The 15266-nt window shown below is 43.1% G+C and carries 7 protein-coding genes; 4 read left to right on the top strand and 3 right to left on the bottom strand.

Annotated features, from left to right (window positions below):
• Window positions 1–62: 62 nt before the first annotated feature.
• Together N7E81_RS17675 and N7E81_RS17680 are read right to left on the bottom strand one after the other, a co-directional pair.
• The gene (locus N7E81_RS17675; protein ID WP_263050929.1) at window positions 63–2777 is read right to left on the bottom strand and encodes an Ig-like domain-containing protein; all 2715 of its coding nucleotides are present in this window, start codon (window positions 2775–2777) and stop codon (window positions 63–65) included.
• A gap of 76 nt (window positions 2778–2853) precedes the next feature.
• A complete protein-coding gene (locus tag N7E81_RS17680; RefSeq protein ID WP_263050930.1) occupies window positions 2854–6375 on the bottom strand; it encodes an Ig-like domain-containing protein in 3522 nt (1173 codons plus the stop codon).
• 879 nt (window positions 6376–7254) lie between these two features.
• Between N7E81_RS17680 and N7E81_RS17685 the strand changes: the two genes are divergently transcribed.
• The 4 genes from N7E81_RS17685 (at window position 7255) to N7E81_RS17700 (ending at window position 13706) form a co-directional block, all read left to right on the top strand.
• Window positions 7255–8784 carry an LA2681 family HEPN domain-containing protein gene (locus tag N7E81_RS17685; protein ID WP_263050931.1) on the top strand — a complete coding sequence of 510 codons (1530 nt, stop codon included), beginning with the start codon at window positions 7255–7257 and terminating at the stop codon, window positions 8782–8784.
• Between the two features lie 245 nt (window positions 8785–9029).
• Window positions 9030–10091: an ArsO family NAD(P)H-dependent flavin-containing monooxygenase gene (locus tag N7E81_RS17690; RefSeq protein WP_263050932.1), complete on the top strand. Its 1062-nt coding sequence runs from the start codon at window positions 9030–9032 to the stop codon at window positions 10089–10091.
• Between the two features lie 478 nt (window positions 10092–10569).
• Entirely contained in the window at window positions 10570–10977 is a 408-nt protein-coding gene (locus tag N7E81_RS17695; RefSeq protein WP_263050933.1) for a hypothetical protein, read from the top strand.
• The gene (locus N7E81_RS17700) at window positions 10977–13706 is read left to right on the top strand and encodes an outer membrane beta-barrel protein (protein ID WP_263050934.1); all 2730 of its coding nucleotides are present in this window, start codon (window positions 10977–10979) and stop codon (window positions 13704–13706) included. Before N7E81_RS17695 ends, N7E81_RS17700 begins: the two co-directional genes overlap by 1 nt.
• Window positions 13707–13831: 125 nt before the next feature.
• Here N7E81_RS17700 and N7E81_RS17705 read toward each other — a convergent pair whose 3' ends face one another.
• The gene (locus tag N7E81_RS17705) at window positions 13832–14977 is read right to left on the bottom strand and encodes a N(5)-(carboxyethyl)ornithine synthase (protein ID WP_263050935.1); all 1146 of its coding nucleotides are present in this window, start codon (window positions 14975–14977) and stop codon (window positions 13832–13834) included.
• Window positions 14978–15266: the final 289 nt, after the last annotated feature.

Genomic DNA, 15266 nt, shown 5'->3' on the forward strand with positions numbered 1-15266 from the left:
ATGGGTAGGCCGAGGCAACCTCTTTCATCGCAATCACTAAAAGTTAGTCTGTCAAATCAAAATCACTCAACAATAATCTTTCTCAAATAAGATTGATCTGTGGTTTCTATTTTCAACAGATACAATCCTGACAGCTGATTGGTATCTAAGGTCAACTTGCCATGCTCAAGGCGCTTTCTCAAAATCACCTTGCCTTGTATATCCAATACGGACACTTGTCCTGCTGAGGCATCCTTCAATTCGATCTGGATATAGTCTTTAGCTGGATTAGGAAAAACCTGAAACCAGCCTTCGCTGACAGTCTCCTCCACATCAGCATCGCCTATTCTTGCAGAGCTACAGTTGCCCAAGTCTATCCACCCTGCACAAGGCCCTGGTTCACATCCTCCATTTTTCACTCCACTGGTCCATTTCACTTCATAGAGATGGCCATTGTGACTGACCTGCTCTCCTTTGCTATAAGAGGTAGGCTGCCAGGCTGGAACAGAACACCCACCACCAGTGCTCTGCACAGAGACTACGCAGGTAGCCGTATACCCTCCATCGTTGGTAGAAACGGTAATCGTAGCACTGCCAGCTGCTACTGCCGTAATCAAACCGTTAGCCGACACGGTAGCTACAGTCGTATGACTCGAAGACCAGCTTACTGCTTTGTTGCTCGCATTGGCTGGCAACACACTGGCCATTGCACTGATGGTGGCTCCCACATTCAGTGAGGCAACACTTGGAGAAACAGCGACATTACTAACGGCAACAGAACCCGTACCACCACCTTGCTCAGTCAGCGTAAAATCATCGGCATAGTACTGTCCTCCTCCGTTATTCCAAAACCAGATTTTATAATCTTGGGTAGCGCTACCAGTCGTGAAAGTTATTTCTGAATTAACGTAAGTGGTACTGGTGATTAGTGTATTGATAATAAATGTACTGGTAGTCTCATTGGTGACACCGAGGTACACACTCTGACCACTGCTACCCACTTTGGCAAAACACGAGGCTGTATAGGTCGTATTTGGCTGCAGGCTCACGGTCTGATTGACCGACCCATTGCCATTGACATAGGCCGCATAAGCACCTGAATGGACGTTGGACGACACCACGCTGGCATTTCCTGCTGTAGTCCAGTCGGTCATATCACCCGTTTCGAAGCCGGGATTGTCCAGTTTGTTAGTATTGACTGGCGGAGCGGATACCGTCACAGCTGCAGTGGCTGTATGCCCTCCATCGACAGACTGAACGGTGATAGCCGCCGCCCCTGCAGCTACGGCAGTCACGATGCCGCTACCGTTGACCGTAGCCACTGTGGGGTTGCTAGTACTCCATGTCACTGCTTTGTTGGTGGCGTTAGATGGGCTTACCGTTGTCGCGAGGTTGCTGGTTTGGCCGGCAGTCAGGCTCAAGTTGGTTGGCGCTACAGAGACACCCGATACTGCTACATTCGTAGGAGGGTTGGTCGTTCCTCCTGTGGTCAAATCGAAATCATCGCAATATGCGGTACCTCCACTCCAATACCAGAACCGGTACGACTCCGCAGATGCACCAGTGGTAAAGGTGATACTTCCCTGACTGTACGACGTACTGGTAAATTCAAAATTATCTATCAATTCATTAGAAATCGCCTTTGAAACACCCATAAAGGCATTGGTGCTTCCAGCGGCTACCTTCCCATACGCCGTTACGGTATAGGTTGTGTTGGCTTCTAGTGCTACGATCTGAGCCACGCTAGCATTGGACACTGAAGCACAGTAGGTGCCTGTGTGTGCATTGTTATTCACGGCTGCGATAGTTCCCGAACTGGCACCCCAATAATCGAGATTGCCCAATTCGAAGTCGTCGTTGCCTAGCTCTCCAGCAGGAAGCGGCGGGTTGTTGTTGGTGCCGGATTTCTCCCAAACTCGGACATAATCCACATACATCGATGTAGGCATTTCAGACAACAATGCATTGGCCTCTGGGTCAGTGACTGGGTTGATGGCATTGTTTCTATTGTCATAAAACTGAACAAATGGTTTTCTCAACCCCAAAGACAAAGTCACATTCATCGGACGATTCCAATAGGTATTGGGTTTTCTGCCCACCTCTACGCCATCCACATACCAGATGATTTCATTTTCATTGACTTCACAGCCATAGATATGGAAATCGTTTCGAGGATCCCAAGGTGCTCTCCACTTGTTGAGCTGCTCGGCTGGATATTGTTTAGGTCTACGCCATTCACGGGCTCCATTCTTTTTGACCACAGCGTGCAGGTTGAGATCCATATCTCGGACATCATCTTGATGCCCTTCGTACCAGTCGAATTGCTGCAGTTCTACTACGTCAATTTCGGAATAAATAGTCTCTCCCTCTGGTGCACTGTCATCAAAATTGCTAAACAGCCAAAAAGAAGGACAAACACCAGACCCAGACAATGGCGAACCTTTGATTTTCGCCTCAAAATACCCATAGGTAAAAGTGTTGTAAGACTTGAGAATACCAGACTTAAAATAAGTCCCCTGCGCTGGCACGTTTCCCGCATTGTGACTCATAGTCAGCTCAGCGATACCATCTTCCACCTTTACATTGTTGGTATTGTCCCAAAGCCATGACGAGGTATTGGGTAAGTTTCCGGTTCGAATCCACTTGGCCCAATCGGGCGATCCACCGTTGAATTCATCCGAAGCACTCCATCTGATCTCCCATGTGTCATTAGGGTTGGTCGTTTTCGCGGGCGATTGCCCGTACGTGATGTTAGCTGCAAATAGCAGTAAACATATCAGTGAATAAATTTTCATCATGTGATAAGCGTTTTAGTTTGTATAAAAAATTGTATTGATTGCAGGCACCTCCTCGTGAGATACCTGCAATCAATTGCTATTGTATGATCAATCGCTGGATGACTGACTGCTGCTGACTCTCGATTCGAAGGAGGTAAATACCCGTTTTCAGGTTTTGGGTATCAATGGTCAACTCCCCTTGCGTATATGCCTGACTCAGGATCTCTTTGCCATACAGATCATGGATGATTACTCGCTCAAATTCATATGAATCGTCTCCGCGAACTACTACATAATCTTCTGCTGGATTAGGATAAACGACCACAGCTAAAACTGCCGATGCCTCTTCGACTGAGCCATCAGCCAAGCGGGCACTACTGCATACACCAAGGTCTTGCCATCCGTTGCAAACACCTGGTACACATCCGCCGTTTTTAGTTCCACTACCCCAAAGCACTTGATACAAGCGTCCATTGTACGAAACTTGCGCGCCTTGAGCATAGCCTTGGGCTTCCCATGCCGGTGCCGAGCAGCCACTACTACTCGCTTCGGTCACGGTGACCGTGCAGCTTGATTGAAACCCTCCATCTGCCGTAGTGACCGTGAGGGTTGCCATACCCGCAGATACTGCGGTGACCTGACCGTTGGCAGTCACAGTGGCAACCTGAGGAGCACTCGAACTCCATGTTTTGCCCTGATTGGAAGCATTAGCAGGCGATATTGCCGCTTGCAAGACCTCTATATCACCTACTGTGAGGCTGCTCACACAGTTGATGATCGAGATGCCTGATACAGAGATGGTAGAGCTCGTGCCTTCCGCCACCAATTTCACATCATCTATGTAGTACTGTCCGCCTCCATTGTTCCAAAACCATATCTTGTATTGGAGATTGGTAGACCCTGTGGTAAACGAAATGGATTTCTGAACATAACTCGTCGTGTTGAAAGACCTATTCTCTAGGAAACCGTTAGCTACATTGTCCAAGCCCATGTAAAACGACTGGTTGGCTCCACCTACTTTTCCATAAGCTGATAAAACGTAAGTGGTGTTGGCTGCTAGTGTGACTATCTGCTCGATGCCTCCATTGCCATTGATGTATCCTGCTTTGCTTCCTGAGCGCTGGTTGCTGGATGCTACACTGGATTGATTGTTGAGCGTCCATGACGCATTGCCAGATTCAAAACCAGGGTTATTCAATTTGTTGGTATTGGCAGGTGGTGCGGTGACCGTCACAACTGCTGATGCCGCGAACCCACCCTCGCTGGTGGTCGCGGTGACTGTAGCCGATCCAGTGCCTAGGGCACTGACCAAACCATTGGCTCCTACAGAAGCTACAGCCGAATTGCTTGAAGACCAAGTGACTGACTTGTTGCTCGCATTGGCTGGAGCGATAACGGCCGTTAATTGGTGATTGTCGCCCACCTCCAGCGATTGGGACGACTCAGAAAGCGATATGCCCGTCACGAGTACCGTCTCCTGATCGGTCACCTCTCGTATTTCTACATCATCGATGTACAACACTTGGTTGCCCGATCCAGAATTCCATAACGACAAGGTATCGTAATAAACGGCAGTTGTACCGTCGCCAGCTGCTGTGATAAATTCGGTAACATATTCATTGTACTGCCCCGAAACACCGTCGATCGTAATGCCCCAAGCATCCCATCCATAGCTTTTCAAGATATAATATCCAGGCTTGCTGGCTTCTGGATTGACTACCTTGGCATTAACGGTTACCTTGTACGCCGTATTGGGTTTGACGGCATAGACCTGTCCAATATTCGCTAAAGACTCTATTTTGGCTGCATAGTTCCCCGACCGTACATGAGTAGGATTGTCTTCCATGGAGTAGGTGCCAAAATTATCCCACCATCCATTGAAACTGCCTTGCTCGAAATCGCCATTGTCAAGCAAATTGAGATTAGGCAATACCGTAACCTGACACTGATCCATCGCACTGTTGTTGTCTTGACTGATGGCTAGGATAGTAGCTGTACCAGGTCCTACTGCCGAGATCAATCCTGCTCCACTCACTTTGGCGACATTCTCGTTGCTCGAACTCCAAATGATGCGCTTATCAGTAGCATTGGATGGTAAAAAGGAAACGCTCACATTGGCACTGTTTCGATCCAAAATCTCAATTTGACTTTCAGAAAGCGTGAGTGAGTTGACCGCTACGCTCAGGCTCGGATCGCTCATGTCTGGTGATTCAAACAAAATGAGATCATCTACTACTACGAGTTTCTCATGCGCATTCTTATTGCCTGCGGCATTATAGCCCGTATTGGTCACATAGATCGTCGCAGAAGTAGCATTTGGGCCAGTAGTAAAGACTACTCCTTTTTGGTAAAATCGAGGCATAAAAATCATATTGTCACGAGCCACATTGCCATAGCCTTTTACGCCGACGAATGCGTTGTACCATAAGTCTGCTTCGTTGGTTTCTGGAGATTTGGCATGACAGGTCAATACATATGTGGTATTGGGATTGAGTCCCGTCACGGTTTGCTCCATAGTAGCTGCCCCGCTCAACTGCGCGGCATACGAACCAGCCCACACGTCTCCATGCGTAGGCTTGGGGATACCTGCTACCTGCCCTTTTAGATTGGTAGCCGTCCCGCTGATCGCCTGTACGGTGCCAGTTGCGCTCCATCCATTGATAGAGCCATTTTCAAAATTGCCATTCGTCAGCAGGTTGATAGGTGCGTTCAGTGCTCCTGATGTACCCGGTGCTCTCTGCCAGACACGCACCCAGTCTGTAATAAAGTCTGCTCCGCCATCTGGAAACATGCTTTTGGTCAATGCCGAATTGGCCATTTCCCAAGCAAACGCTTCTGAGTCCAACCAAACCCGATGTGCAGGCCACATACCTCCTGCGGCATCCTGCCCTAGTGACCAGCCATCTGTTTTGTCCACTTCTTGGCGAGAAGCCATTCCGATCAAGTGACCATCCACATGGTATTTGACATACTCTGGATCCCATTCGATTCCATATACATGGAAATCATCTGCCACTCTGAATTCTAAGATGTTGTCATGCGACCACTTTCTATTGTTCGATTGGTTGTTGTTGCTCCCTCTCCAATCATGAATGGAGGTATGCAGTTTCACATCCGAATAGGGCTTGGTAGGATTGTGTCCATAATGCTCGAAGCAATCGATCTCTCCTCCCGGACCTGTGGTCCAAAAAGAACTTGAAATCGGTGCGTCTGCGGCCTTGCATCGAATCTCCATGTAGCCATGGGTAAAGTCATGCTGAGACTTTGAGATGAGTCCGCCAGTAGTCAACGGTGCTGGGTTTCCATATGCCTCTCCGTAATAATTAGGAGCCCAATTGGTAAAATTATCATCCCACTTGGTCGTGATATAGAGCTTACCATCTTGGACCGTCACATTGTCGGAGTTGTACTGCGAGGGGGGTCTCCCCATCCATGCTCCCGCTCGGTTGTTGCTACCGCCTTTGGTCTGAATATGCCACTTGCTGGCATCTACCGCACTGCCCTCAAAATCGTCGGACAGGCCCTGTACTAATACCCAGTTTTCGTTATTACTAGGATCGTAATAAGGATTCTGAGCCATCGCTCGCTGACCACCCCAAAACAGGAGTAGGCTGAGCATTGAAAGTTTAAAAAGTAAGTTTTGTTTTTGCATTACATTTAATAGTTAGATTTTAGTTTATTATGAGCAATTATTGCCATGCACATACCCTAGATCTGGCCATCATGGATATGTCTGGTGTAGTTATTAAGACTTATTTAAAAATCAACTTCTGTGTTTAGCAGCCCTTGATTGACACAAAACATCAAAGGCACCTTGTTGACACGAATTGGACATAGCTCTCCTCTTGACGAATTCTTATTTTTTGAATTCGAATGATTCACTACGATTCTATATGTTGGATGAGCACGGAATGAGGAGCCTCAACGATCTGTTGTCCTGTGCTTTACAAATTCTTGATTAGTATGGTTTCTCCATAGGCTGATTTTGAATGAAGGAAATCTAATTTACTTATGACTCACCATGAAATATCGAGACGAACACTTTCGCTCGGCATGATGCACTTCACAAAGAAGAATACCCTACTACACTACCATGATACCCCACTTCGTGTACGCTATACAAATTAGAACTCAGTAGCGATTACACACGCCGTTCTAATTTTTAATGTTTCAAATGTACACAGGCATAGTACCAGTTATCCTACAAATATTACCATAGACAAGCAGTATTTTACCCCTATTATTAGGCCAAGTAGTCCCATACAGGATAATTAAATACTACCCATGCAATATTGATGTTCCCTTACGCTCTCGTACACTTCCTTCATAAGATATACCCAAAACTTGCAATCTACTCCACATTAATTTATTCTTGTCTAAGGCCAAGCCTAACCGCAGCCCTTCTGAGAGAAAAGAATACTTTTAAAACTATAACATAAGGAATATATCAACCACTAGTGTGTGATATCCGGGTGTTACCACCAAGCTGAAAAAAAACGTGGATTTAACCATTAAAGACATATTAAACCTTGAAGATTTAAATGAGTTCAGTTCGGAAGAAGTGACTAATTTCCTTGCAATAATATTTGAGACAGGTAGAGAATCTCGGGATATAGAGCAAATTAGGGTTGGACTGAATTTTTCAGAGCGTCAAAAGTTAGAAAAGTTTTCCAATGACGACAAAATGACGTTTCATTACAACATAGCCAACGGGTGGTCTTATTCACAACAATTAACGCAACAGTTAAATTCACCCGAATTTTGGAGCTTTAATTCTATTGAATTGGAGCAACAAATAATTAATTTAAGGCTTGCCTATTCATTCTCCCAAAACAGTAAAGACAATTTTAAAAAGTGTCAAATTCTAACCAATTTAGGTAATCTTTTTAGTCATTTAGGGAGATTCTCAGAAGCTCAATTATATTGGCAAAAAGTATTGAAAATTGATTCTTCTTTTCCAATGGCTCACGGGAATATTGGATTTGGACTTTTTCATTATGCTAAAGTGCTTTACGACAATGGACACCAATTTCTATTTTTTCAATTTGCCCATAAACATTTAAAGAAATCAATCAACTCTGAAATTTATGAAGATGCCAAATTAGCCTTTAAAGAAATCGTCAGTCAATTGGAGACAATTATTAAAAAGGAAGAATTAGAAAACATTCAAGATTTGAAATCCTTTTCAATTGGAACAACTGAACAAGAGCGAGAATACAGAAAATGGTGTTTAAAAAATCAACTTTTTATAAATCCGCTCAATGATGTTACAACAGAAAACATTGCTGGGCACGATTGTCTCCTCTTACCTACAATGACTTTAAAATTTGACCAACCTCCTGTTTATCAAACAATATTCAACCAAATAAAACAAGAATTTGTTTCTGCAAGGCATTTGCTATATAGTGGAATAAACGAAAGAGAATTGCACTATTCTGATAAAGAAAATCTTCAACTTGACACTTTAGATTATGCAGTATATTCATACAGCAGCGAGAAAGTAAAAATTGCTTTCAGAATATGCTATTCTATCTTTGATAAAATTGGATATTTATTAAACGATTATCTTAATTTAGGTTTTAAACCAGAAAAGGTTACGTTTAGAAATATTTGGAGTCTTTACGATAAACAAACGAAATCTCATAAATTAAACCCAAAAGTAATTCAAACTCAAAATTGGGCTTTAAGAGGTTTGTATTGGTTAAGCAGAGATTTATTCGACAAAAACGAGGAGTTCTCTTCAAACATAGAACCTGAAGCACGAGAATTAGCTCAAATCAGAAATTTTATAGAACACAAATCATTTAAGATAATAGACATCGGACAAAGTGCTATTCAAGATAATGGATTAACATATTCTATTGCAAGAGCTGAATTTGAAACAAAGACAATAAATTTAATGAAACTAATAAGAGCGGCTATGATTTACCTATCACTTGGTCTTAACTTGGAAGAGAAAAAAAAGAAAATCACCAAACCCGTTTTACCTATTGATTTCGTTGAATTAAAAGATGACTATAAAAGATAAAGCCAGGTGGTAACAATGTGTATAAGTAATAGCGGTTTAAGTGATAAAACGAAAGTATAAACATAAAACAAAGGTTAGTGTAAAACTGAAAGGTTTGTGAGTAAAAATCCGCTACTACTCATACATGAGACCGTATCTATGCCTCACCCAAAAGACGACACCAGTGAAAAAAGTTACTGAAATCAAACAGAGTTTATTAATAATTTAGAATGAATGTTTATCATAAGTAGCTAAAGGAATTTATAATGAAAGAGACATTTGACACCATTGTAATTGGGGGAGGACAAAGTGGTCTAGCTTGTGGCTACTATCTTAGAAGAGCCAAATTGAATTTTTTAATTATTGATAAACAACAAGTTGCTGGGGGTGCTTGGTTAAATGCTTGGGATAGCTTAACTCTTTTTTCACCAGCCGATTATAGTTCTTTGCCTGGATGGTTGATGCCAAAATCTGAAAATAAATTTCCATTAAAAAAAGAGGTAATTGATTATTTATCAAAATATGAAGCACATTACCAGTTAAATGTAAAACGTGGAGTAGAAACTATCCAAATCACAAAGGATAATAGTTTTTTTCAAGTTCATTCCAATCAAGGCATTTTTAAATGTAAAACAATTATTTCCGCAACTGGAACTTGGGAAAATCCCTTCATTCCAAAATTAAAAGGCCTAGAAAATTTTAAAGGCCTTCAAATTCATTCTCGTAATTACAAAAACCCAGATGCTTTTGTAGGTTTAAAAACTTTGGTAGTAGGAGAAGGTAATTCAGGTGCGCAAATAGTAGCAGAAACCTCAAAAGTCACCACCGTAAAGTGGTCAACTAAAAGGGATCCTGAATTTTTACCTGACGAGGTAGACGGCTATTACCTGTTTAACGTAGCCACTGCAAAATACAAAGCTGAAAAAGAAGGAAAACCTTTTGATGCATCACAATACAACTTAGGAAATATAGTAATGGTACCACCTGTGAAAGAAGCTCGAAAAAGAGGAGTTTTGGTATCGAGTGGGTCATTCCACAAACTAACTAAAAATGGTGTAGTATGGGACAGTGGTATGGAAGAGGAATTTGACGCCATAATTTGGTGCACCGGTTTTGGGTACGCCACAGATTATTTAAAATCATTAGTAAAAACGGATGAAAGAGGTATAGCCAAAACTCAAGAAAGTAGATCACTAGAAGTTGATGGTTTGTGGTTAGTTGGTTACGGTGGCTGGACAGGGTATGCATCGGCTACCCTCGTAGGACTAAACAGAACTGCAAAACAAACCATTAAAGAAATCGAAGAATATTTTAAGGTATATTCTTGAGCAAGAAAAATTTAAACCTTAATGCAATGGAGACACATTTTAAAAAACAGTGAGATTATCAAATCCAAGTGCGAAGGCACACACAATGCATATAAAAAATAGGCGAATAATTACTAAAATCAAAAGTTTTGGCTCGCATTAAACTTTATGCTTAACCGATAGGTTCGTGCTATAAAACCGCCTACTTCTCATATACTAACCTGAACGCCAATAAGCACTCCAAGCCCAACAACTCATACTGGAGGTTTCTTCAACAAAAACGCCAGCCCCCGAAAAAAACAAACTAACCCAAAGCTATTCGGATGGATTTTAATAGCACCCCTCAACTAATCTTCTATTATTTTTACATTTTCACTACCAGTGAATTAAACCAATCACAAACCCTGTAGTCTAAGGCCAAGTCCTAATTAATTAGTAAAAAAATAGCACAAGCGAGGGCTTTAGTAAATAAACTCGTCTAAAGTAAAAATTGAATACCATGAATAAAAAAACGCTTCTAATCATGCTCACCCTATTGAGTGTATCCTATTTGCAAACCCAAGCACAACCCGGCAGACGCATGAACCCTGACGACATGGTGCAAAGAGAAAAACAAAACCTATACAGCAAAGTTGAAAACTTGTCTGAAGACCAAATAATGATCATTGATGGCATATATGAAGAATTTGCTCAATCGATGCAGGAGACTTTTCAGGAAGTAAGAAAAAGTGGTAACAGGGAAGAAATGCGTCCCAAAATGGAAGCTTTAAACAAAGAAAAAGACGGACTCATGTTTGACATACTGAGCGAAGAGCAATACACGATCTATGAAGAGCTTACCAAAGCCCAACGTGAGCGAATGAAAGAAAGACAAGGAAATAGACAACCAAACGAGGGAGTCCAATAATGAAGCGTATCACCGTATGTATCGCCATGATGGCGATAACCCTAACGTCCTACGGACAGGAAATCACAAAAAGCAAAGTATTTGGCAGACTAGTAGACAAGACCGATGGCTCTATGATCATCGGTGCTACCGTCCAAATCCACAACCTCAAAGACTCCTCCAAATCCCGCTACGCCATCACGGACGTACAGGGCATCTTTTTGATGAATGAGGTCGAACAGGCTTTTTACAAAATGAGTATCAAAAGCCTAGGATACAAACCCTACACCCGTACGGTTCGGATCTCGCTAGAGGAAATGAACTTTGGCAACCTCCTCTTGGAACAAGACCTCAAGGTGCTCGAAGACGTAGAGATTCAAGGTGCCATCGTGGCCATGGAGGTGAAAGGCGACACCGTACTATACAATGCCGACGCCTACAAAGTGAACCCCGATGCCAGTACAGCTGATTTGGTAAAAAAAATGCCTGGTATCGTGATCGACGAAAACGGTGTGACCGCTAATGGTGAAACAGTAGAACAAGTACTCCTCGACGGCAAGCGTTTTTTCGGACAAGACCCCCTCCTCTCTCTCAACACAATCCCTGCAGAGGTGGTACAGAAGGTAGAAGTATTCGACCAGCAAAGTGAGCGCTCGCAGTTTACAGGCTACGACGACGGCAACACCACCCGAACCATGAATGTGGTCACCAAAGAAGACAAACGCAATGGCCAATTTGGCAAAGCCTATGCCGGCTATGGCACAGACAGCCGCTACAAGGCTGGCGCTAATATCAACAGTTTCAAAGGAGACCAGCGCCTGACTGTGATCGGAATGACTAACAACATCAACCAACAGAATTTTAGCGGAGAAGACCTGGCAGGACTCAGTGGCGGCGGAGGAGGCTTTCGCCGTGGCAACAACAACCTCATGACAGGCACACAAAATGGGATCACCCAAACCCATTCGCTCGGACTGAATTTTACCGACGAATGGAGCGAGAAGGTAAAATTCGAAGGCAGTTATTTTTATAATCAAACAAATAACAGCCGCGACCAAGTGACTGGACGTGAAATCTACAATGGGGACAGTATTCAATACTACGACGAAAACAAAAATGCCGATACTGACAATCTCAACCATCGGTTTAATTCCAGAATTTCGTACGACATCAACAAAAAAAACAAATTGGTCATTCGCCCGAGCATCAGCTATCAGGACAACGAAAGCCTAACCTATACCGATGGGTCTACCGTAGACGGGTTTGGCACAGTACTCAACCAAACGAAAAACAATTACCTCAGTGGCAATGAAGCCTTTAATGTCAACAACGAAATCAGCTACATGCACAAGTTTGACAAAATCGGCCGAACTGTATCGCTAGAAGTAGAGACGCAGTACAAAGAAACAGACCGAGAAAACTATTACGAAGATATCTCCTTGGACTCCATCACTCAATACCTGACTGATGAAATAGACTATACCATAGGCACCACACTGGGCTATACCGAACCCGTAGGCAATACAGCTCAACTATCGGCTACCTACGAACTCAGCTATCGAGAGCGCAATGCAGACAAAAACACTTACATCATCAACCCTGACACTGGCGTTGGCGATTTCAACGAACAGTTGTCCAACCATTTTATCAGTGGATATACTCAGCACAAAACAGAGGTGTCCTTGAGCAACCGGACTCCAGCCACCTTTTATCAATTTGGGTTAGGCTACCAATATGCCAAGCTCGACAACCAACAAGTGCAGCCTGATGCTGGCAATTTCGTTAATGGATTCAGCAGCATACTCCCCTCCGCCATGGGAAGAGTACAGTTAGGCAGCGAGGCAGATCTATTCATAAGGTACCGTACGAGTACGTCTACCCCATCGATCAATCAGCTCCAAAACGTAATAGACAATAGCGATCCGCTATTTATTTCGATAGGAAACCCAGAACTCAACCAGAGCTACACACATTCGCTCATGATGCGGTTCAATAAACCAAATCCAGATAAAAACAGATCGTTGTCAAATTTTACCAGAGTAGAAACCACCCACAACTACATCACCAACGAAACCACCTACGCACCCAAAGATTCCGTATACACAGGAGGGATCGTTGTACAACGCGGGGCTCAAATCTCTCGTCCGATCAACATGAACGGGTATTGGAATATCAACAACAATACTACGCACAGCTTTTTGATCGACAAGATCAAATCCAACCTCAACACAACAGTAGGATTCAATTACCGTAGATTGCCTGGGCGTACCAACGACCAAATCAATATTTCCAACACCTATACAGGCAATATCAAATTGGCCTTGGTGAGCAACATCAGCGAAAACTTTGATTTCAATGTATATTACGATGTGAGCTCCAATCTAGTCAACAACTCGATAGAGACCATTTCCAATACCAATTACACCACGCAAACGACTGGAGCCAAACTCAATTGGATATTTGGTGGTGGATTTGTGTTTCGCAACGACATCTACTATCAAAAGTACAACGGCATCGAAGATTCATTCGACAGCCAGTATGTACTCTGGAACATGAGTGTGGCGCGTAAATTTCTCAAAAATGATGCAGGAGAATTGGAACTTTCTGTTTTTGACTTACTGGGACAAAACCAAAGCTTTTCGCAAAGTGTGAATGCTGCCTATGTGCAAGAAGTTCGTACAGAGGTACTGCAGCAGTATTTCATGTTGACTTTCACTTATCAGCTCCGACGATTCGCCAGTGCCAAGTAATTCACAGATTTCCCATCAACACAATAGCCTGAATTAGGGCTATAGTATGAGGTTTCGTCCAATTGTTGTACAGTTTGGCAGTGTATGGAGAGAAAAATAATTATCCTCTCCACACAGTCATTCCCTTATCCATTGATTAAATGTGGATAGTCTTTCTGGCGATCTTGAAACTTCAAGATATGATCCTTTACGATAGTTCCTTGATTGACATTGATTGCGTTCTTGATGGTACTGTTTTCATCCCAGCCTTGAGGCCCTGCGATCACAGAAGACAGGTGGACAATCAAAGCTGCAGAAAGTGATCTTGAGGCACTTTCCCAATAATAGCTCGGTGTGTGATCTACCGCATAGTAGTCTACCCCATCCACATATATGATGGGGTGCTTGAAAGTAGTAGGCTTCGCAAAATAAAAGCCCATGCCTTCGTCGCAGCTCACATCTATGATCAAAGTTCCCGGATTGAGGTTAGCTTTTTCCTCTTCGATCACAAAATCGATAGGCTCTTCAGTATCTTGATAGGTTCCATTGATAATGATTTCGGATTCTTTGATCAATTCCATCAGTGGTCTTTCTGATCCGTCGTGCTCTACGATCATCATCCGTGGTTCTCCTGGGTTTCCACTTCTCAAACGGACATAATGTACATCGAGAACTTCTTCTCTTACTTCATGATCTGGTCTTTGGATACAAATGGTGATGTCTCGAAAGCCATGTGCCTTCAGTGCATAAACAGCTCCCCTACTCACAGCTCCAAAACTAAAAATAACCACTTTGCGCTGATTGCCATAATGGCCATCTATACCTTTCAGCTGCAAAGCATGCATGACAGCACTATATCCAGCCAACTCATTATTTTTATAGAACGTGTGTCTTCCCATTTGCCCATTAGGGTGCCACACAAACATATCTTCAAATGCGATCAAAGTCAGTTTACGGTCAATCGCCACCTGAGTCACTGGCATCTGCTGAGCACAATGCGGATACCCCCACAGCGTTCCGCCGACTTTCAATTGTTCTAAATCTGACACGATAGGTTTGGCAATGATCGCGCAGCCTATATCTGATAAAATTTCGCTTCGCGATGCAATCCCACCGGTTTGTGCGGCAATTTCTTCATCAGAAATATGGAAGGGTTTGCCATATCCTTTTTCAAATATGAGTTGTTTCCTTACGGATTCTGAGATTCTACTGAGGTGCTCTGGGTGGATGGGAATGCGGTTTTCGTCTTCCTTCATAGAAGTACCGATAACGCCAAAAATTAGCTTATTCATGATTTTAGTTTTACGGAACTGCTCATTAATACAATGAGCTATTATTTCCTTGAGAGATGTTATGTGGAAAAGTGGTGATGACTCACACATCTACTGAATCACCAAAATTTCAATCGTTGAAAGAGCTCAACTAAAAGATTTCTACAAGGACTCGACACGAGGTAGAAATATTGAAAAGATATTCTAAATACCAAAGATACCATTTCTCCGAAGACTATCTGGTATATTCTCTCGATTAGTAATCTGGAAACCTTAATCAAGGTTCTGCACCTCTTTCTACAAAAGAAAG

Source organism: Reichenbachiella carrageenanivorans (assembly GCF_025639805.1).
Taxonomy (GTDB): Bacteria; Bacteroidota; Bacteroidia; order Cytophagales; family Cyclobacteriaceae; genus Reichenbachiella; species Reichenbachiella carrageenanivorans.

Bases quoted from the DNA above. Each gene is read 5' to 3' on its own strand.
- N7E81_RS17695 (WP_263050933.1), top strand. From the start codon at position 10,570: ATGAATAAAAAAACGCTTCTAATCATGCTCACCCTATTGAGTGTATCC.
- N7E81_RS17705 (WP_263050935.1), bottom strand. From the start codon at position 14,977: ATGAATAAGCTAATTTTTGGCGTTATCGGTACTTCTATGAAGGAAGAC.
- N7E81_RS17675 (WP_263050929.1), bottom strand. From the start codon at position 2,777: ATGATGAAAATTTATTCACTGATATGTTTACTGCTATTTGCAGCTAAC.
- N7E81_RS17680 (WP_263050930.1), bottom strand. From the start codon at position 6,375: ATGCTCAGCCTACTCCTGTTTTGGGGTGGTCAGCGAGCGATGGCTCAG.
- N7E81_RS17690 (WP_263050932.1), top strand. From the start codon at position 9,030: ATGAAAGAGACATTTGACACCATTGTAATTGGGGGAGGACAAAGTGGT.
- N7E81_RS17700 (WP_263050934.1), top strand. From the start codon at position 10,977: ATGAAGCGTATCACCGTATGTATCGCCATGATGGCGATAACCCTAACG.